This is a genomic window from Romboutsia sp. 1001713B170131_170501_G6, assembly GCF_015668195.1.
Classification (GTDB): domain Bacteria; phylum Bacillota; class Clostridia; order Peptostreptococcales; family Peptostreptococcaceae; genus Romboutsia_C.
Genome location: NZ_JADPFC010000003.1, coordinates 76916 through 98863 on the forward strand (window position 1 = coordinate 76916; position 21948 = coordinate 98863).

The 21948-nt window shown below is 29.4% G+C and carries 13 protein-coding genes; 1 reads left to right on the forward strand and 12 read right to left on the reverse strand.

Annotated elements, in window-relative coordinates; genetic code table 11:
- Positions 1 to 136 precede the first annotated feature (136 nt).
- From I4U89_RS09110 to I4U89_RS09140, 7 genes are all read right to left on the reverse strand, one after another.
- Complete coding sequence (locus I4U89_RS09110; protein ID WP_195940072.1) at positions 137 to 328, reverse strand: (2Fe-2S)-binding protein; 192 nt, start codon at positions 326 to 328, stop codon at positions 137 to 139.
- A gap of 242 nt (positions 329 to 570) precedes the next feature.
- A complete protein-coding gene (locus tag I4U89_RS09115; protein WP_195940073.1) occupies positions 571 to 1524 on the reverse strand; it encodes a TDT family transporter in 954 nt (317 codons plus the stop codon).
- A gap of 18 nt (positions 1525 to 1542) precedes the next feature.
- Positions 1543 to 1998: a C-GCAxxG-C-C family protein gene (locus I4U89_RS09120; RefSeq protein ID WP_195940074.1), complete on the reverse strand. Its 456-nt coding sequence runs from the start codon at positions 1996 to 1998 to the stop codon at positions 1543 to 1545.
- A 525-nt stretch (positions 1999 to 2523) separates the two neighbouring features.
- The gene (locus I4U89_RS09125) at positions 2524 to 5025 is read right to left on the reverse strand and encodes a heavy metal translocating P-type ATPase (protein WP_195940075.1); all 2502 of its coding nucleotides are present in this window, start codon (positions 5023 to 5025) and stop codon (positions 2524 to 2526) included.
- Between the two features lie 754 nt (positions 5026 to 5779).
- Positions 5780 to 6661, reverse strand: a complete 882-nt coding sequence (locus I4U89_RS09130; protein ID WP_195940076.1) for a pirin family protein — start codon at positions 6659 to 6661, stop codon at positions 5780 to 5782.
- Between the two features lie 98 nt (positions 6662 to 6759).
- On the reverse strand, positions 6760 to 7197 hold the full coding sequence (locus I4U89_RS09135) for a MarR family winged helix-turn-helix transcriptional regulator (RefSeq protein ID WP_195940077.1): 438 nt from the start codon (positions 7195 to 7197) through the stop codon (positions 6760 to 6762).
- A gap of 302 nt (positions 7198 to 7499) precedes the next feature.
- On the reverse strand, positions 7500 to 9260 hold the full coding sequence (locus I4U89_RS09140; RefSeq protein ID WP_195940078.1) for a 1-deoxy-D-xylulose-5-phosphate synthase: 1761 nt from the start codon (positions 9258 to 9260) through the stop codon (positions 7500 to 7502).
- A 169-nt stretch (positions 9261 to 9429) separates the two neighbouring features.
- Between I4U89_RS09140 and I4U89_RS09145 the strand changes: the two genes are divergently transcribed.
- Complete coding sequence (locus I4U89_RS09145) at positions 9430 to 9804, forward strand: MerR family transcriptional regulator (protein WP_195940079.1); 375 nt, start codon at positions 9430 to 9432, stop codon at positions 9802 to 9804.
- 135 nt (positions 9805 to 9939) lie between these two features.
- Here I4U89_RS09145 and I4U89_RS09150 read toward each other — a convergent pair whose 3' ends face one another.
- From I4U89_RS09150 to I4U89_RS09170, 5 genes are all read right to left on the reverse strand, one after another.
- Positions 9940 to 10524 (reverse strand): helix-turn-helix domain-containing protein, encoded by a 585-nt coding sequence (locus I4U89_RS09150; RefSeq protein WP_195940080.1) that lies wholly within the window; start codon positions 10522 to 10524, stop codon positions 9940 to 9942.
- A 222-nt stretch (positions 10525 to 10746) separates the two neighbouring features.
- The gene (locus I4U89_RS09155) at positions 10747 to 12516 is read right to left on the reverse strand and encodes a glycoside hydrolase family 3 protein (RefSeq protein ID WP_195940081.1); all 1770 of its coding nucleotides are present in this window, start codon (positions 12514 to 12516) and stop codon (positions 10747 to 10749) included.
- A 56-nt stretch (positions 12517 to 12572) separates the two neighbouring features.
- Positions 12573 to 13412, reverse strand: coding sequence for an HAD family hydrolase (locus I4U89_RS09160; protein WP_195940082.1), 840 nt, complete (start codon positions 13410 to 13412; stop codon positions 12573 to 12575).
- A 263-nt stretch (positions 13413 to 13675) separates the two neighbouring features.
- Positions 13676 to 15067: an MFS transporter gene (locus tag I4U89_RS09165; RefSeq protein WP_195940083.1), complete on the reverse strand. Its 1392-nt coding sequence runs from the start codon at positions 15065 to 15067 to the stop codon at positions 13676 to 13678.
- A 787-nt stretch (positions 15068 to 15854) separates the two neighbouring features.
- Complete coding sequence (locus I4U89_RS09170; RefSeq protein ID WP_330615547.1) at positions 15855 to 21926, reverse strand: NPCBM/NEW2 domain-containing protein; 6072 nt, start codon at positions 21924 to 21926, stop codon at positions 15855 to 15857.
- Positions 21927 to 21948: the final 22 nt, after the last annotated feature.

Here is a 21948-nt window from a genome sequence, read left to right on the forward strand (position 1 = left end):
AATTATATTTAATCCTTTAAATTGTTTTCTTTTCAATCATATAACATAGATTATATATTATTTAATAGTCAAAAATGAATATAATTTTTATATAAAATAAAAACCATATTGAATTTTTCATCAATATGGCCAATTATTACTTTATATAAAGTCTATTTAAAAGCACTTTTAAAATTGTTAGTTCTGCTTTATCCTTACATCTACCACAAGCTCTTCCTATATTTGTTTCTTTAACTACTTCTTCAACACTTATGCATCCATTTTCTTTAGCTTTTATTATATCTTCAATAGTCACATTGCAGCAACCACATATTCTATCATTATTCATAGTAAAACCTCCCTAGGCTAAAATATATTTTATTTATACCTAGCAAACACTTTATTAAACTATAGAAATTCTATATTCTTAAATAAATCTTTATTACCTTAAATTTTTATAATGTTAAATGTATTTTTTATTTATTTACTAACATAAAAATAACTATAAATAATCGTTTATTCAAATTCTGCATTATACTATTTTGTATAAAATGGCATAAAAAACAAGTGTAAAAACTACACTTGCTTTCTTTATATACTTAATCTTTTGTCATCTACTGTGTTAAATTTACTAAATAATAAACAAATAGCTTTAATTACTACATACCCTATAACTAAAGTAGCTACTACACACTGAACATATAATAATATTTCGCATATCCCTTGTAAATTTGAATTTTTATTTCCAAGGTATTTTACATATCTTTGAGAAGCTATAACTCCTATAGATAATGGGAATGTCAATGGTGCTAAATGCGGAAGTGATCTTTCCCTTATAAGTTGTGGTAATAATACATAACTATAAATAATAGATATGTATGTTAATATTGCAAGAATACTTACAAGTATTTGATTTTCCATATTGCTAGTAGCTAAACAACCCGCTAAACATACACTAGCTGGAGCTGTAAATATCATTATTGTAGATTTTGCAGGCCCTTGTAATTTAGAATGTTTTTTTAGTCTGTAAATCATAATTGGTGTTATTATTGCAAACATAGCTAATGCATAGTAAAATACAATATCTGAAAGTAAAGGCATATTCATTGGACCGCTTGTAACTGCTCCTACTCCTATCCCTACACTAGGAATAAACCAACCTGGTATCATTTTATCTAATTTAAACTCTTTAAACATTTCTCTGAAGAAAAATATACTTATTATAAAATGTAGAACTATTGCAAATACCCATGTTCCTTTTCCTATCACATTATTAAAATCATTAAAATAAACAGCTATAACCATAAGTGTCATACAGACAGTAGGGTAAACACTTCCTAATACTGGGTGTTTCATTTCTTCTAAAACTACTTTTGGGTGCATAGCATACTTTAAAAATATAAGTCCTAAACAAATTACTGAAAATAAAACTGCTATATGTCTTACCCATAAAATATTAAATCCTACAAAGGCTGTACCTAATCCCATAAATCCTAATGATATAGCTGATAGCGCTATTGGTATATTCTTAAAATTATCTTTCATAGTAACTAAATTCCTTAATTATTTACTTAATTTATTATCTTCCATTAAAACTTTTGCTACATATTCACAAACTTCACCAGTTATTTTTATACAATGTTGTCTTCTTTCTTCTGATACAAATTCAAAATTTCTAGTCATAACCCTACAACAAGTACTTTTGTAAAGTTCTTTTATATGATCATGTAATCCAGATGAACGTTTAAACATATCCTCATTCATAGGCTCTCCATGTTTTCTACCATATACCATTCCTAGAGCCATTACTCCACCACTTACTGCTCCACATAAACATCCAGCTTTACCTATTCCTATAGGGAAACCTGATGCTAGTTTAGTTATATCATCACTAAAAGGATTACCTAAAGCATCATTTATAGTTTTTACTACTGCTTCAGAACAGTAAAATTCTCCTCTTTCAAAGTATCCTTCGCCTATTTTTCTTATTTCTTTTGCTTTTTGTTCAATATTATTCATAATATCCCTCCTATTTTTTCTGGTTATTATTATAACATTTGGATTTTTCTACGTTAAATAGATATTTTCTATAATTAAGTACTTTAATATAGAAATCATTACATATATTTAAGAAAAGAAAATCTACGATAAATTAATTTTAGTAGTTCATATATTTAACACTTTTAATATTTTACAGGTTATAAAATAGTAAAATGCTTGAATAAATTTTTTCTATAAAATATTTTTTAAAATTTCTACATAAAAATAAGCTAGGTTTTACCCTAGCTTTTGAAAGTCCATATATGATTTTCTTTTGATATAATCTTACCAATTTGGTATTTATTAATCTTTTACTATATTAAAAATACATTTTATTCTTATGATTATAAAAGTTATAGTTTTTTCATTGATATTTAAATTTATGGAGTCATCTTTTATAGATATTTACGTGAATTCATTTTGTAAAAGAATATTTTGTATTTCATAGATTAATTTACTATTCATATTTTATAGCTGCCTAATCAACTTATATTAACTAGAATATTATTTATAGGCTTTGAATCCCTTAAGTCTAAGTGCATTAGTTATTACTGATACTGAACTTAAACTCATAGCTGCTGCTGCAATCATCGGATTTAATAATGGTCCTCCAAACATATATAATACACCTGCTGCTACTGGTATTCCTACTGTGTTGTATGCAAATGCCCAGAATAGATTTTGTTTTATATTTTTTATAGTTTCTTTACTTAATTTTATAGCTGTTGGGACATCCATTAAATCACTTCTCATTAAAACTATATCTGCTGATTCCATGGCTACATCTGTTCCACTTCCTATTGCTATACCTATATCTGCTTGCGCTAATGCTGGAGCATCATTTATTCCATCTCCTACCATTGCAACGAATTTACCTTGTTGTTGAAGTTTTTTAACTTCATTTGATTTATCTTGTGGTAAAACTTCTGCAAGTACTATATCTATTCCAACTTCTTTTGCTATTGCATCAGCAGTTTTTTTGTTATCTCCTGTTACCATAGCAACTTTGATTCCCATACTGTGAAGTTTATCTATTGCTCTTTTACTACTTTCTTTAACTACATCAGCTACTGCTATTATTCCACCTAATTCATTTTCTAAAGCTATATACATAGGTGTTTTACCTTGCATTGCTAATTCATCTGATTTATTACTTAAATTTCCTAAACTTATTTTTCTATCATCCATAAGCTTTTTATTTCCAAGTAATACATTTTTATTATCTATAGTTACCTCTATACCATGACCTGGTATAGCTTTGAATTTCTCTACTTTCATAAATCCAATATTTTTTTCTTCACCAAATCTTACTATAGCTTCTCCTAGTGGATGCTCTGAACCTTTTTCAGCGCTTGCTGCTATTTTTAATAAGTAATCTTTATCAATATTGTTAGTTACTACTATATCTGTAACTTGAGGTTTACCTTCTGTTATTGTTCCTGTTTTATCAAATATTATAGTATCTATCTTGTGTGCTAATTCTAATGCTTCTCCACCTTTGATTAATATACCATTTTCTGCACCTTTACCTGTACCTACCATAATCGCTGTAGGTGTTGCAAGTCCTAGTGCACATGGGCAAGCTATTACAAGTACTGATATAAATATTGTAAGTGCAAATTCTACACCTTTTCCTCCAACTGTAAACCAAAGTAATGCTGTTACTACAGCTATTGTTATAACTGTTGGTACAAAATATCCTGATACAGTATCTGCTAATTTTGCTATTGGTGCTTTTTTACCTTGTGCATCTTCAACTAATTTTATAATTTGAGATAAAGCTGTATCTGCTCCAACTTTTTCTGCTTTAAACTTTATACTACCGTTCTTATTTATACTTGCTCCTGTAATTTTATCTCCTACATTTTTCTCTACAGGTATACTTTCACCTGTAAGCATAGATTCATCTACAGAAGTGTGTCCTTCTATTACTATACCATCTACCGGTATCTTACTTCCTGGTTTTACTATTATTACATCTCCAACTTCTACTTCTTCTATTGGAGTTTCTATTTCTTTTCCATTTTTTATAACTACTGCTGTTTTAGGTTGAAGACCCATAAGTTTCTTTATAGCTTCACTTGTTTTTCCTTTTGATCTTGATTCTAAATATTTACCAAGTAATATTAGTGCTATTATTATACCTGCACTTTCATAATATAATTGGTGATGTTCATGTCCTGCTACCATATCTGTAGTAGCCATTTGAACTGTTGTATATAAACTATATAAAAATGCTGCTAATGTTCCTATTGCTACTAGTGAATCCATATTTGGACTTTTATTTATAAGTGCTTTAAATCCATTAGTATAAAATTTATTTCCAGCTATCATTACTGGTATTACTAATACTATTTGGATTAAAGCATAGTTTAGAGAATTTGTCATTGGGTTTATAATATCCGGAACTGGCCACGGTCCAATTGGACTTGGTACCATAGGTCCCATTGCTATATAAAATAGCGGTATTGAAAATCCTACTGCCACTAAAAACTTTATAAATAGTGTTTTCATTTCTTTTTCTTTTCTTAATTTATCTTCATCTACATTGTTTGATTTACTAGTTGTACTTTTTTCTAATACTTTATATCCTGCTTTTTCAATAGTATTTCTTATTGCGGTTAATTTTAGCTTAGATGAATCATAACTTATAGTCGCTTTTTCAGTAGCTACATTTACATTAATACTTTGTATTCCATCTAATTTATTGACGGATCTCTCTATTGCTTTTGCACAAGAAGCGCAAGTCATACCACCTATTTTTAAATCTATTTTGCTATAACTAACATCTTCTAATAAATTATAACCTGCTTTTTTTACTGCATTTTGTAATTCTTCAAAGCTAACCTTATTTTTGTCATATTCTATGTTAATTTTTTCTGTAGCCATATTTACACTTTGGCTAACTACACCATCTATTTTTTTGACAGCTCTTTCTGCAGCTTTACCACAAGCTGAACATGTCATTCCTGTTACTTTGTAACTTCTTTTTACTATATTATTCATGTTAAATCTCCTTTCATATTTTTTATAGACTTTATATATCTATAAGCCTTATTTTTTATTTCAGCCGCTTGAATACTATCTTTATATACCCCCATAGGGTATCTACTTTTATAAGTATATCTAATTTTTTTTGTTTGTCAATAATTTTTAATAAAATGTACACTTAACATAATTTCGATTAATTTAGGTGCATAATATGTAATAAAAATTAAATCTTATATAAAATTTATATAAACCATTATTTAAAATAAGGTGGCTCTTTATTATACAGGACCATATATATTACTTTACATAAATAAAAACCATATTGATAAATTAATCAATATGGTTTTTAATGGTGAAAACGAATCACAGCGCATCTTTTTTATTAATTTTGTATTCCTGTTTAATAAGCTATCTATCAGTATAAATCAAATTTATCACCTTAATTGGTAATTTTCTACTTAATATATAAGAAGATTCTTATACTTTCAAACATAAACTCGATCCTAATATATAATATTACTATATATATTTTATAAATCTAATAATTTATAAAATATTTCTCTCACACTCTTAGCACATCTCGTACATCCAGTACCTGCCTTAGTTTTTTCTTGAACTTATTCATAATTCAACTTCTCTTTCTATTTATTATATATATCTTTAATGTACAATTAAATATTGCATTAAAACTAATAGTTACTTTTATTTAGATTTTTAAATCTATTTTCCATATTTACTTACATTTACCTCTTTATTGCTATAATCTCAACTAAAAATTAAGTTGTCCAAACTTACCTGAATTATAGTCTTCATAAGCCTTTATTATCTCTGACTCTGTATTCATTACAAATGGTCCATGAGCTATAACCGGTTCATTTAATGGTTCTCCACTCAATACAATGGCTAAAGAATCTTCACTAACTGACTCTAATATAATCTCTCCTTCTACATTGTCAAATAATATAAAATCATTTTCTTTATATATAGAATCATTATTTATCTTCATTTCTCCATTTATAATCAGTATTCCAGTGTTAAATTCACTAGGTTCATTTAAGATTACTTTTCCATGATTTTTTAAGCATACATTGTATATATTCATTTTAGAAAATGTACTAGCAGGTCCTTTTACACCTTTTACTTCTCCTGCTATTACTTTTATTTCACCTTCATGGTTACTTAATTTATAAACACTTATATTTTCTTTAGTAATTGGTTGATACTTTGGTTTTGTCATCTTATACTTATTAGGTAAATTTACCCAAAGCTGTATCATATGGAGCATACCACCATCTTTTGAAAACTGTTCTTCATGGTATTCTTTGTGAAGTACCCCACTCCCTGCTGTCATCCACTGTACATCTCCCGGTCCTATAACACCATGATTTCCACTATTATCATGATGTTCAACTTTACCGTCATAAGCAATAGTTACTGTTTCAAACCCTCTATGTGGATGTGCACCTACTCCTCTTCTTGCCTCTGAAGGTTCAAAATAATGAGGTTGATTATAATCTAATAATATAAATGGTGAAAAACGAGTTAGTAAATTTTTACCCGCTGGAAAATACTGACTAACCCTAAAACCATCTCCTACAAAATGTGGTGCTGCTCCCTTAAATGATGTTTCAATACTTCTTAATTTGCTCATAATGTACCTCCTTTTAAAATTCTATCTATTGTAAATTTTTCTATTTTATATTTGAAATTTATCACTAATTAGTGATATTCATTTAAAAAAATTTATATTTATTTAAACTTTTTTAATATGTTTTTTAATAATACTTTTTCTTCATCAGTTAATATACTGAAAATATCATTTATATTTTCTATATGCTCTGGTAATATTTCTTCTATAACCTTTACACCTTTATCTGTTATAGATATTATGGTAGACCTTCTATCTGATGGGTCTGGAATCTTTTTTATAAATCCATCCTTTTCTAAATTTTTTATTACTACTGTAATATTTCCTGATGTAGTTAATATTTTTTCCATTATCTCGCCTATTCTTAAATCGCCTTTGTTGTATAAAGCTTCAAGAACTCCAAACTGCGAAATAGTTAATCCACTTTCTTTTATAGTTTTATACTCTAAGCTATGAATTTTATGCTCTGCTCTAGTAAAAGCTATTAATGTAGATAAATTAAGTTTACTCTCATTAATTAATGTTTTTATATTTTCCATGATTTTATATTATCACTAATTAGTGATAATGTCAATTTATTATCTTAAAAATATATTCAATAATATTTTACCTAATTACACACTCTATAGAATTAGATTTAAATTAAATATTTGTATTTAATTCTTTATAAGTTAGTTCATTTAAATTTCTTCTTATATTACCTATATTATAATCTAAGAATAATTTGAGAATTTTGTAGAATAAAAAAATAAGTATTGATTTTTAATCAATACTTATTCTCAAATTTCACTTGAAAAAACAAATTGTAAAATAATATCACAATTATACTCAAAATTTAATCTTATTTAAGAGCATCCTTTATATCTGAAATTATTAACTCTTCAGTTAGGTGATAACGCTTATATAATTCTTGTAATGATATACTATCTGTAAATTCTTTTGATGCCCCAAAGTTTAATACTTTCATATCTTTGTCTGAATAAAATCTTGATATCTTTTCACCAAATCCACCATCAAGTATTCCATCTTCTAATGTGACTACTAATTTATGGTTATCTATTAACTCAGTTAATAATTTTTCATCTAATCCACTTATAAACCTAGGATTTATTAATGTAGCATTTATTCCTGTTGTTTCTTTTAATTTTTCTTGTACTTTATTTCCAAGATGATAGAAACTTCCAAGACCAATAATTGCTACTTCGCTTCCATCTTTAACTTTTTCATAAGTATTCAAATCATCAAAATTAGTTTCTACCTCAACACCTGTTGACACTACCTCCATATTAGGAACACGTATTGCAACTGGGTATTTATCTTGTTCTATTCCCCACTCCATCATAGCAATATGTTCTTCTTTGCTAGTTGGTGCAAGATATACTATATTTGGTATATTAGATATTAAAGGTATATCAAATATACCAAGATGAGTTACATCACTACCACTTATGCCCCCATTGTAAACCATAATAAGTGCAGGATTATTATTTATAGCAAGATCTTGAGATAATTGGTCATAAGTTCTTTGTATAAAAGAACTCATAAAAGATGCAACAGGTTTACCACCTTGAGATGCAATACCTGATGCAAGTGCTATTGCGTGCTCTTCAGCTATACCAACATCAATAAATTGATCTTTAAATTCATATCTAAATGAGCCTAATCCAACTGGACCAGGAGTAGCAGCTGTTATTGCTACAATACTACTATCTTTTTTAGCTTTTTCATATAAGAATTTACCTGAAATATTGCTATAAGTTTCCTCTGTACTTTTAAATATTGGTTCTTTAGTTTCTAAATCAAATGGCATTATCCAATGGAATGCTTCTTTATTTTCCTCTGAATCCTTATATCCCTTACCTTTAACTGTGTGCATATGAACTACCACTGGATGATTTGTATCTTTAACTTTTGAGAATGTTTCAATTAAAGACTCAATATTATTTCCATCCTTAACATAATGATAATCAAATCCTAATGATTTGAAGAAGTTATTTTCTGATTTTCCATTAGTATCACGCAGTAAAGCTAAGTTTTGATAAAGACCTCCGTGATTTTCAGCTATAGACATATTATTATCATTAACTACTATTATTATATTTTTTCCTGATGCAGCTGCATTATTTAATCCTTCGTAAGCTTCTCCACCACTTAAAGATCCATCACCTATAACAGCTATAATATTTTCATTACCGCCTTTTAAATCACGAGCCTTTGCTAGTCCACATGCTAAACTAACTGAAGTTGATGTGTGCCCTATTGTAAAGAAATCATGTTCACTTTCATTAGGTGAAGTGTATCCTGTAACACTGTTATATTCATCAGGATTTATAAATGCATTCTTTCTTCCTGTCAAAATTTTATGTGCATACGATTGATGAGAAACATCGTAAACTATCTTATCTATAGGTGAATTAAATACATAATGTAGTGCTATAGTTGCTTCAACCATCCCTAAGTTAGGACCAAAGTGACCACCTGTTGTGCTTACTTTTTTTATTAGAATTTCCCTTATTTCGTCAGCTACTACTTTTAACTCATTACTACAAAGTCCTTTTAAGTCTTTCGGTTCGTTAATTTTATTTAAAACATTTAATGTCATATTAATTCCTCCTATATCCTACCCTTTAAAGTAATTTTCGTGTTTTAATAAGTATACCCCTTAGAGTAAACTCTAAGTCAATAAGTATTTTTAAGTTTGTTTATTTAGATTTTGCTTACAATTAACTATAAAGGTATAATATATTATTATATATTTTAGGAGGTTATCTATGTCATATACTATTAAAGAAGTCGCACAAAAATATAACTTATCACCTCATACACTTCGATACTATGAAAAAGAAGGATTACTTCCTTTTATTGAACGTAATGAACAAGGCAATAGAATATTTAAAGACACAGATTTGGAATGGCTTAATCTAATTTGCTGTTTAAGAAATACTCATATGCCTATTTCTAAAATTAAAGAATATGTTAATTTATGTATAGAAGGTCCAGAAACCATATGCCAACGTGAAGATATACTCTTAAAACATAAAAAGCATATTGAAGATGAGATAAAAAATTTTAATTCTTACCTTGAGATTGTCAATAATAAGATAAACTTTTATATTAAGGAACAAAAATCTAATATATGTAAATAATTAAAATTTATATAGCATTATCATACTATTATTTTTTAAAGCTAAAACCTACTATCAATTGATTGATAGTAGGTTTTAGCTTTAAAATTAATATATCTATATAAATATAGTTGTTTTTTATAACTAATATTTTCATTACACTATTTGATAAAATAGTCCGTGTTCTGTACAATAAAAATATAATTTACCACGTCCATTTTGATTTAACCTAAACTGCATATTCCACTCTGGATATTGTTTTACAATCTGAACTCTATCACCTTTTACATGTGCTACAAAAGAAATATAATGTTCCTTCTTCATTTCATGTTCTGATGTAATAAATAACTCATTTTCTATAGTTTCTACATTAAGTTTGTGTCCATCTTCTGCTTTTTTTGCAATTGATGGTTCTAATTTTTTCCCACAACAAGATATGGCTGCTTCACCTGTTGTTGTTATTAAATTTCCACATTTGTCACATATATAAAATCTTATATTTTTCATATTTCCTCCTTCTAATTCGTTTAAATTTATTTCTCCTGATAGAATCCCTTCTATACTCACACCAAATATATCTGATAACTTTAAAAGTAAAGAAATATCAGGGCAACCTAATCCTCGTTCCCATTTACTTATTGTTTTATCACTTATATTCATTAATTCGGCAACTTGTTTTTGTGTCATGTTTTTTTCTTTTCTTAATTCATATATTAATTTGCCAACTTTCTTACAATCCATCAGTTTCACCTCTTGTTAATAATTTAAACTATTAGAGAAAATCTTTCAATAAACTAATCGTAGAGTTTATATTGTGTTTTTTCTTTTTATATTAATTATTTTACATCATTTAGCTATATCCATTAGTCAATATAAAAAAGTTTTGTAATATATTAAAAATAGTTGTAGTTAAATACAATATTTAACTACAACTATTTTTATTTGATTATTTATATTTTTAAATTAATATTGTGTATCTAATAATCCACAGTACGCATCTACTGAGCTTACACCAACAAATTCTGATCTACCTAACATTTTTTCAACTAATGCTTTTATAGTGTATTCTTTATTGTCATAAGCATTTATATAAGTTTTTACTTGAGGCACATCAGCTAAATGGAATGGACATTGTACTGACACAAATATTGTTGGTATTTCATTTACATAAAATGGTATATCAGGAGTACCTTTACTCATTGGCCATTGTATACGTTGATCTGTTCCTGGTCCAATATCTGCTATGTTTATTATTAAATCATATTTGCTAGTTAACGAAGATATAGGACGCTTTCCTGAGTAAATGTCCATCATTGATTTCATCATCTCTTCTGGTGGTAATTTCATTGCTTTTTCCATTGGAGATTCATATATTTCAACTACAAATCCTTCTGCCTCTAATAATTCTTTCATTAATTCAATTGCATTTTTACCTTTTCCACCCATCATAGCCATTAATTTTCCAAATCCACCGTCATGGCCTTTAGGCTCTACAAGTAATACACGCTTTTGATTTTCTGGAGATATAGGGAATATATCTTCTTTATTCTTAACTAATGTTATAGCTTTATCTGCTATTTCTAAAGCAGGTATTTTATTTTCTTCTAATCCTATTTTAGCCATAGCTTCTTCTTTTGGTTGTAATATTTCTGTTTTAGCTTTTTTATGTAATCCTAAAGCAGCTTTTAATCCTAATATACGAGTTAATGCTTCTTCAAGACGCTCATCAGTTATTATTCCATTCTTATAACCATCCATCATCCACTTGAAATCCTCATCTGGATCATTGAAGAATAGGAATAAATCACTACCTGCTGCTATAGCTGTTGGTAACATTTCACTACGCTTCATTGCAGATGTCATAGCTACCATATGACTTGCATCTGTTACAATTACTCCGTTGAATCCCATTTTTCCACGTAATAAATCTGTTAATATATATTTACTTAATGTGGCTGGCATAGTTAATTCTTCAATAGTTGCTTCTGGATTAAAGTGACGTACGTATTCCGGTAAAGCTATATGTCCTGCCATTATTGATGGAAGGCCTGCATCTATTAACCCTCCGTATACTTTTCCAAATGTAGCATCCCATTCGTCTACTGAAAGCCAGTTTGGAGCAAATGATAAATGTTGATCACGTTCATCAATTCCATCACCAGGGAAATGCTTCGCCGCAGGCATAATACCACTTTCCATTATTCCTCTCATGTACTCTAAAGAGAATTCTAATACTTGCTCTGCACTAGATGAATAACAACGAGAAGATATTATTGGATTTCTCCAGTTTCTATTTATATCAACTACTGGTGCAAAGCTCCAGTTACACCCTATTGCTGCTGCTTCCACACCAGAAACACGTCCCATTTCATAAGCATATTTAGGATCATTTGTTGCTCCTATTTTAACTTGGCTTCCTACATATGTTCCATCTGTACATGCTCCATTACCACCAGCTTCAGTATTTGCAGCTATTAATAGTGGTATCTTACTATTTTCTTGTAATATTTTATTTTGCTCATATACATCTTCAGCTTTACCTGGATTGTATCTAACTGCCCCTATATGATAATTATCTAGAACACCTTTTAAATATTCTTCATCACGACTTGCACCCATATTTACAAATAGTTGACCTATTTTTTCTTCTATTGTCATATTTGCAATTGTGTCTTTTACCCATTGTATAGATTGTTCGTCAAGATTATAAGGTTTTGATTTTAAGTTTAACATATAATTATTCCCCCTATTGAATTTAGTATGGATATTTTTTAATACAAATTCTTTTATTATTTTAATGAATCATTAAATTCTTTTATTAATTGATTTTGATAAGTTTCATCAAATGTACCATTCATTAATTTAGGAACTGCTTCATTTACTAATCTTTTCCAAGAATAACCTTCCTTATTTACTAATATAGGATAGAAATTTACATTATTATTTTTAGCAGCTTGTAAATCTCCTAGTGCATCTCCTACCATTAATATTTTTTTCTCATCATATCCTTTTTTCTTAAGCTCAGATATACAATATTGTTTTGTTCCAGCTTCTTGCCCTAATAGTGCTTTAAGATGCCTAACAAAATTATGTCTATTCCACTCATCATCTAAAGCTTCTCCATTTGCTGATGATACTACTGCAACATCTACTAACTTAGATAATGTTTCTAATCCTTCTTTTACATTTTCGAATGGTTCATCGCCCTTTGGTAATTGTTCTATAGATTTGTTTACATTTAAAGACCATTCATATGCCATTTTTAAGGCTTTACTATTAGTCTTTTCTATTTCTATTTCTAACGATTTGTTTGATAATTCATTTGTAGTCTCAACCCAATTTACAAGACTATCAAGGTCGTCTATTTCTATACCTTCTTTGCTTATGATTTTAAACGTTTCAGCTAAACCTTTAAATCTATTTATACCCCTAGTTTTTGTATAAAGATTTATGTCATACCAAAGGTTTAATATATAATCTTCTTTTTCATATAAGTTCCATGTTTTTATCATCTCTGGTGCAAAGCATCTTCTATGCTTTATTTCCATAGTATTCATTGCACATCCATCAGAGTCAATACATATTAAAAATTCTTGTGTCTTTTCATACTTATCAAATATATTCGCCATAATATCCTCCATTAGTAAGCAATTATATAGCTTTTTTCTTTATACTAGTATACTAACATACGCAATAATCAAAGGCAATCGTTTTTCAATTCATTTCTACAAAAATTTTGTTTTTTCAAGTTAATAAAAAATAAATTGATAAAATTCTAATACCTAATATAATTTGTCCTATAAACTAAAAGCCCTTGTACATGCAAGGGCTAATTAAGTATTTATCTCTGTTTTGCTTAATTTTCTTATAATTTTATAGTAATTTCCTATATTTATCCCCTTCTAAGTTCTAACTCCTTTGTCATTTCTGCTAATTTAGTTTTTGATAAATTGTACACAAATGTCATAGCTATAGTTGAAATTAGAGCTGATACGAAAGGTAGTATTGTTATTATGTATTTTATCCCTTGAGCAACTTCTGGTGTTTGTGTTGCTACCCCTGCTTTGTATCCAATGAAAGTAAGCGCAAATCCACCTATTCCACCAGCTATAGCTTGACCTAGCTTTCTAACTAAAGAGTAAGATGCATAAACAATACCTTCTTCTCTCTTTCCAGTTATATATTCTTGATAATCTATTGCATCACCTACTAATGCCCAAATTAATACATTGAAGAATCCAGTTCCTATAGATGCTATAAAGTTTATAGCCATATACACATATGGACTTTTTATAGGCATTAAGAATAATGCTAAGTTTGCTACTACAGCAATTAACATAGTTCCTACTGAAAGCTCTTTCTTTCCAAACTTATTAACAAGTGGTGATAAGAATGGTAAGATTAAAAATGATGAAATCATCCCAATTACACCACCAAGAGATATTAGTTCTGGCGCTTTAAAATAATCTTTATATAAGTATGGTGTTAAAGCATTAACTGCCATCATCGATGCTAACATACCAAATGAAGCTAACATTAGCCCTATTAAAGCTCTATTACTTAATAAAGTTTTAACTGTTTTTACAAAACTTGCCTTTTCTTTTGTTTCCTGAGCTTTATGCTTAACACGCTCTGTTGTTAATTTAAATGCTCCAAAATAACATAAATTAGAACATACTACAAAGACAGCCGCAGCTTTCATAAATCCACCTGCTGTGGCTACACCATCAATAAATACCAATTTAGGTACTATTATCATTATCGCTAAATTTGCAATTAATGCACCTATTGATCTAAATGTAGATAAAGATGTTCTTTCCACTGGATCTGTTGTCATTACTGATGCCAATGAACCGTAAGGTATATTTATAGCTGTATAACACATACCAAAACCGATATAAGTTACATATGCATATACTAACTTTAAATTATCTGGTATACCCGGTATAGCTGTAAATGTTAAAAATCCCATAATTGTTACAGGTAATGCAGCGTATAGTAAGTACGGTCTAAATTTACCATTTTTACCAACTTTTCTTCTATCTACAAATGTCCCCATCATTGGATCATTTATTGCATCCCATATTCTAGCAACTACTAACATAGTTCCTACTGCCCCCGCAGTTATTCCTAATACATCTGTATAGAATAGCATTAAATATCCACTTACAAATTGGAAGAATAAGTCGTTACCTAAATCCCCTAACATATATCCTATCTTGTCTTGCATACCAAAAGGTTTTACTACATCCTGCTTTAAAACTTTTTCTGTTGATATTTCCATTTCCCCACTCCTTAGAACATATTATTATTCTTTCCTTATAATACTTCAAATCCTCACCTAATTTTATACTAGTATACCAATATTCTCAAAATAAAAAGGTAGCTTTGTTAATTGTTGGTTATTGATAGTCACAATTTAGTATGTAATTTGAAATATCTGATTTAGACTTAGTCATTATCCATATAATTACCCTTGTTATTTTTTTATCTATTCAAGCCCTTATTCTTTATACTAGTATACTAACACACTTCTTATCTTATTTGCAACCGTTTTCTAGAATTTTATCAATTTTTGTCACTAATTTTTAATTTTAAGATTATTATAATACTCTGATATTAATTATTTATTTTATGTTTTATCTATATATTTAAAACAAAATTCTCCCGATATCAATATTTTGTCCTTTTATTATTATCGTTTTTTATTGTTCATAAAATCAAAGATTTAGATAAAAGAAATATTAATATAAAAATAAATTCCCTGAATCTTTTTCAAGTTTGTATTTTGAAAAATCTATTGAATATACGACTTTTTCTTTTATTATCTTTTGACCTTTTAAAATTTAGTTATTAATTTTACTTATAAGTGTATACCAGACCTCTTAGGTCGCGTTATAAATACAGTATTGCTTACACTGTATCTTTGCCCATATTCAAATATTCTTTTAAAAACAATTAGTAGCTTAGATAAATCAATATGTTTAATCAAATATAAAAAATCACTGTCTATTAAAAATAAGCAGTGATTTTTCTACAATTACAAAGGTAATCTTTTGTATACTTTTAAATTATTTTATATGGAATAGATACATCATCATACCATCAAAATTTTCATCTTCAAATAATACATGAACACCATATAACCCTTTAGGTAAACCTTCTATACTTATAACAGACTCATCTTTAGCATCTTGTTCTATTACTGTATTACCATATTTATCTACAAGTTTAACAATTTTAGCTACATTATTACCTTCTCTGTTATATACTTTAGAGTCAACTACAACTTTACCATTAGATGGCGTTAATTCTCCTACTGCAATAAATTGCTCTTTTGCATCTAATGTTTTAAGTTTTTTTAGATTTGCTAATGGTCTTAAATCTTTAACTTCATTATGGCTCATTTCTAGAGTCTCTAAGTTTCTAGCATGTTCTATACCTGTTAAATCGACAACACCAGATAATCTTAAAGTAGTTAAACTACGCATATCTCCTAAAGTTATATTTTCAGTTTTACCTAATTGATTTTGTATAGATTTAACTAAATATTTATCTGGAATATTAACAACTTCCTGTAGATTTATTTCTATTAAACCTTTTACGCTATCTTGAAGTTCAGTAGTCATATTATCTATAGCTTCTTGACTAGGCTTCTCTTCTTTTAATAAAGCTTCTGCTTTAGCTATACTGTTTGCTAGAACTTCATAACTTGCTTCTGTATAAGTGTCTGCATCTAATTTCTTAGCTTCCTCTAAGGCAGTTGTTAATTCTTCAGTATATACTCTATCAGTATTTACGAAGTATAACTTAGCATCTGCCCAGTCTGCATGGTCTGAAGCTATTTTGTCTCCTCCGTTAGTAACTACTAACTTTAACTCTTTAGCACCTGCTAAATCTACTTGTACGAATTTTTGAGGGTCTCTAGCTCTCATTACTCCACTTTCATAAGCTAAATCACCGTCAACATAAACTTTAAATTCTATGCTACCAGGACCGTTTAACACTTCACGGTCTATACCAACAAAAGAACTGAACATGTTAACGTTCTTATCTGTTAAGTCGTAAACTATCTCAGAATGTGAATGAGTACCTATACCTTTCTTATATGTTACAGGTTTATTATCTTCGCCAGTAAGAGTTATTTCACGATTTTCTATTGATTTATCTTTACCTATAGTACCCCAACCCTTAGTAGCAGACTTCCACTCAACATCACTTAAATATTTAAAGTCTTCCATATTAGTAACGCTTATTACTCTGCTCTTTTCAGTCGTATTACCATCGTTATCTGTTACAGTGTAAGTTATAGTATAGTTACCTGTTCTATTAAAGTTAACTTTATCTTGACCAGTAACTGTTACATTTTGAGTTATATCGCCATCCTCTACATCTATAGCTTTGTAAGTTCCAACTACATCGTCTAGAGTTGTTCCGACCTCAACAGTTTGAGATTTAGGTATTGTTAATTTAGGTTTAGCATTATTTGTACTTAACTTAGGTTCTACTATCGTACCGTAGTCAGCTTTTGTTCCATTGCCACCGTCATTAAGCTCTATTCTAAGTTCTTTAACATCTTTTATAGGTACTTTTATATACTGCATATTGTCCCCATGTTTTAAAACTTTTGTTGTTGCTAAAGTTTTACCATCACCTATAACTTTGAAAGTTACACTAGAATCATTTTGAGCATGCACGTTCATGTCTACACCAACTTTTGCTTCAAAAGTCTCGTAGTTATGCTCACCTAAATCGTAAACAACTTCACCATTAGCATGTAATCTTATACCTTTGTCATAGTCTTTGATATTACCTAATGTTCTTCCTTTTACAGACTGGTTACGTGAAACCTCTGCGTGACCAGTAGTTGCAGTTTTCCATTCACTATCTGATAGATAGTCATAATCGCTAACCACAGTTACTTTCATTGTTTCTCTAGAAGTAGTGTCGTTAGCAGTAACCTCATAAGTAACTGTGTACTCACCTTTTCTCTTATTATCAACATTACTTATAACATTAATATCAGTTAAAGCATTTCCTTCACAATCAGTTGCTTTAACATACTCTAGAGGATTGAACTCTTCATTTAATTTTAGAGTTAGTCCATTAACTGCTTCTACCTTTGGTTGTAATGTTTTTATACTTACTGGTTTTGCAGTACTTAAATCTTTAGCATAAGCTACTATATCATAGTTAGTGTTTTCTTCTAAATCAACATTATTAATTGTGAAAGATGTTCCTGAAGTAAACCCTAAAACTTTACCATCTTTGCTAATTTCGTAGCCTAATAAATCATCGCTATTATTGTTATCTATACCGAATTTTAATGTAGCAGTTTTAGCTGCTTTATTTATGCTAGAAGATACTGTAACTTTAACATCTTCACTAAATCCATTGCCCTTATAAGCTATTGCAGAATTATTTGCATACCATATTTTCTTATCTAATTTAGGGTACTTATTTAATCTATTTTTACATTCATCTGATAACTTCATTCCATATCTTTCGAAATGTTCAGTTAGATTATACCCTAAAACCTCACTACTGTATTCTGCCATTATATCACATTTAGCTTGATGGTTTGCAGGTGCAGGTCTTCTATCTCTATACATTCTTTCTAATTCTTTCCAATAATCGTCCTTAGCTATTCTTAACTGCCAGAATAAACCTAGTCTTGACATTAAATCTAGATTTTCGTAAGTATGTTCATCGTCTACATCAGAAGCAACCCTATTATATATTGGCGTGTAATTAACACGGTCTGCTAACCCATTCTGATAAAATGCTTCATTAGGCCACATATTATTAGTTACTTCTCCCCAAGTTCTAGGTCTTATATCCATTTGGTGACCTAACTCATGGCCATTACCCCAACGTATACCATCCATACTAGATTTATCTATTCTTAAGAAATCGTCCGCTACATGTTGTTGTAATCCTACATGGTCTCCTGCGGCATATGCACCACCATAAGGTTGCATTACTCTTATAGCAGTTCTTATACCTGTACTATCATGTCTAGGAGTTTCAGGATTATCTTCTAAACCTGCATACTCTAACATATCATCTACTACTTTGCTCCAAACTAAAGTTGACTCTGCTACATTTACCTTTTCTACATTATAAACTTGATTAGCATCTGATGCTCTACCTGTAAATAATATTCTAGGCGAATTGTATTCAAATATGTCTACTCCAGTATCAGGATTTGCTTTTAAGTACTCGTTGTACTCTTTAAGTTCTTTTAAGAATTCTTGCTCGTCATCACCTTGATTAAACATAGGGAATTTTTGCCCACCCTCTAAAACTATTTTAGGAGCTTTACCCTGTTGCTCTGGTGTGTAAGGGTTTATGAAATATATAGCACCACCTGGGTTAGTTTTGTGTGACCATTTTTCATCATATATCTTAGGGACTTCGAATCTATTATATCCTGGTTGTAAGCTATATTTACGCTGCCAATTACCATAGTGTCCTTGTGATTGAGAGAACATTATTTGAGGTAATGGTTTGTCTGGCTCTGCGTCCACATAAACTTCTATAATTTCTCCTGGCTTAGCTAATACACCTGTAGATATAAAGTTAGTTCCAAAAGAAGACATCATTAAATCATTTTTGCAATGACCATGGATATCGCCATTTTGTGGTAAGTCCATTTTAAGTATATTGCCTTCAAAGCTATTATTTAATATTTTATGTGCTCTTTCTATAACTTTGCTTAATTCTACTTTTAAAGGATGTGATTTAATTTCTTCCTCTAATGTTTCTATAGCTTGTATACTATTATACTCAGGTTTTAATTCTGATTGTGTTTGGTCTGTGAATATACTATAAACCTTCTCTGCAATAACGTCTTGTTTAAAGAACATTATTTCATTTAATGTAGCCCAGTTTTGATTACTCTTAACCCACTTTAATTTTAATCTCTTAAATGTTGTAGGTTTAAATTTAGCTTCAACTAATCCTTCAGTACTAGATGCTCTACCTGTAGTTACTAAATGGAAGTCGTCACCTTTAGTAGTGTTAGAACCGTAAACTTCAAATTGCTCTAAAAATCCTTTTCTATCACTTTGTCTAGCACCATAAGCTATTCTATCTATAGTTATAGGATTTACAAATTCTACTGTTACCTCATTGCCCCAATCTGCACTATTGGGCTTATTAGTTTCCCAGTAAGTACTTATATTATTATCTACCGCATTTTCAATTCTTTGAGAACCATATTGACCGCCATTATTAGATATTCTCTTTATGTTCTCATAAGGAATTCTAAATTGGTCTATATAATCTTTATTATCTAAATGGTTGAACTTTTTAGTTACTGCTTTAGAGCTCTCTATTTCACCTTGTTCAACTAGAACCCTAGCGTTAGCTAAATCTTCTTTAAAGTCTTCATAGAATGGATGCTTTTTACATTCATTCTCTAAAGCATTTAATTCTTCAACTGTATCGAATTCTTCACTTACTGCAGTCACAGTATTATCAGTAAATAATCTACTCATTTTATCTAGAACTTCATCTTGCTTGTATAATCCAAATTCTGATGCTAATGCCCATCCTTCATGTGCTTCTGTAAATACAAATTTAACTCTTCTAGCTTCAGTTGGATTGAACTTTATTGATATTGAATCTTTAGTTATATTAGAGCTACCACTAGTAACTTTAGTAAATGTATCTCCTGATAAAGTTTTAGAAGTATATATGTCAAACTTCTTTGCAAATCCTCTATCTCTTAGAGAAGTGTAAACCACTTTATCTAAAGTTTGTAATTCGTCTAAAGTCATTATAACTTCATTTGTATGTGTAGAACTATTTTTATCCTCTGAATGCCAATAAGTTTCTATATTACCATCTATAGCTTTATCTACACTACAATCTGACCACTGTCTACCATTGGTAGTTATCTTCGTTATTTTATCATTGCTTATTTTAAATTGATCGTCATAAGCTTCTAATTCTTTCGAACCAAACTCTTTGAACTTAGTTACTTTAGCATCAACATAAGTTGCATTATTGCCTTCTAGAACTTGTTTAGCATCGTTTAAATCTTCTTTAAATTCATTATATAAAGGATGACCTTTTGCTTCATTTTCCAACGCAGTAATCTTATCTAGTGTAGCGAAATCAGGATTTACTTTATTTTTATTATTATCAGTGAATAGTGTTCCCATCTTCTCTGATAGTGCATCTTGCTTATAGAACCTTGCTTCAGATATGAATGGTCTATTTTGATAACACTCTTTAAATACGAACTTCAATCTCTTAAAGTTTGTAGGATTAAATTTGAATTGCATAAAGTCTGCAGTAACTTCTGCAGTTCCGCTAGAAACTAATTTGAATGTATCCCCTTGAGAAGTTTCTGAAGCATATATTTCGTATTTAGTAGGGAATCCTTTTTGATTACCACTTCTAGGTAATAATGCTATTCTATCAAGTTGCTCTATCTCGTCAAAAGTGAATACCACTTCATTAGTGAAATCAGTACCATTAGCTCTATTTGTTTCCCAATGAGTATTAGGGTTATCGTCGTACATATACTCTATTTTAGTTCCAGAGTAATTACCACCATTCACTTGTGTATTAACAATATGGTCTTTACCTAACATAAACTTGTCATCATAAACCTTTTGGTTTTCAGTTCCATACCCCAATAACTTAGATACTTTAGTTTCAGTAAAGTTAACTTCTTTGTTCTCTAAAACAAGTCTTGCATTATCTATATATTCTTTAAAACTATCGTGGAATGGATGTCCTCCAGTTTCTTTTTCTAAAGTGTTTAATGCTTCAGATGTTGCAAACTCTGTACTTACTTCATTCATGTTTGCATCCGTAAATAATCTTTCCATCTTATCTAGAGTTCTATCCTCTTTATAGAACCAAAATTCTGAAGCACTTGCCCAATCATTATTTGCTTCTACGAAAATAAATTTAACTCTCTTAGCACTTACAGTATCAAACTTAAACTCAACCATTCCCCCTGTTGCTTTACTTCCTTCTACTTTACCTGCTAATTCAAAATTATTGCCTGTTTCTTCTTGAGAAACATATATCTCTGCACTAGTAGGGTATCCCTTTCCTTTAGCACCATCTTGTCTTGTAGCATAAGCTAATCTATTTATCTCGGCTATATCTTTAAACTCCACAGTTACTTCATTTTTAAATTCA

Excerpts from the sequence above, each read along its gene's own strand:
- I4U89_RS09110 (WP_195940072.1), bottom strand. The coding sequence starts at position 328 with ATGAATAATGATAGAATATGTGGTTGCTGCAATGTGACTATTGAAGAT.
- I4U89_RS09115 (WP_195940073.1), bottom strand. The coding sequence starts at position 1,524 with ATGAAAGATAATTTTAAGAATATACCAATAGCGCTATCAGCTATATCA.
- I4U89_RS09120 (WP_195940074.1), bottom strand. The coding sequence starts at position 1,998 with ATGAATAATATTGAACAAAAAGCAAAAGAAATAAGAAAAATAGGCGAA.
- I4U89_RS09125 (WP_195940075.1), bottom strand. The coding sequence starts at position 5,025 with ATGAATAATATAGTAAAAAGAAGTTACAAAGTAACAGGAATGACATGT.
- I4U89_RS09130 (WP_195940076.1), bottom strand. The coding sequence starts at position 6,661 with ATGAGCAAATTAAGAAGTATTGAAACATCATTTAAGGGAGCAGCACCA.
- I4U89_RS09135 (WP_195940077.1), bottom strand. The coding sequence starts at position 7,197 with ATGGAAAATATAAAAACATTAATTAATGAGAGTAAACTTAATTTATCT.
- I4U89_RS09140 (WP_195940078.1), bottom strand. The coding sequence starts at position 9,260 with ATGACATTAAATGTTTTAAATAAAATTAACGAACCGAAAGACTTAAAA.
- I4U89_RS09145 (WP_195940079.1), top strand. The coding sequence starts at position 9,430 with ATGTCATATACTATTAAAGAAGTCGCACAAAAATATAACTTATCACCT.
- I4U89_RS09150 (WP_195940080.1), bottom strand. The coding sequence starts at position 10,524 with ATGGATTGTAAGAAAGTTGGCAAATTAATATATGAATTAAGAAAAGAA.
- I4U89_RS09155 (WP_195940081.1), bottom strand. The coding sequence starts at position 12,516 with ATGTTAAACTTAAAATCAAAACCTTATAATCTTGACGAACAATCTATA.
- I4U89_RS09160 (WP_195940082.1), bottom strand. The coding sequence starts at position 13,412 with ATGGCGAATATATTTGATAAGTATGAAAAGACACAAGAATTTTTAATA.
- I4U89_RS09165 (WP_195940083.1), bottom strand. The coding sequence starts at position 15,067 with ATGGAAATATCAACAGAAAAAGTTTTAAAGCAGGATGTAGTAAAACCT.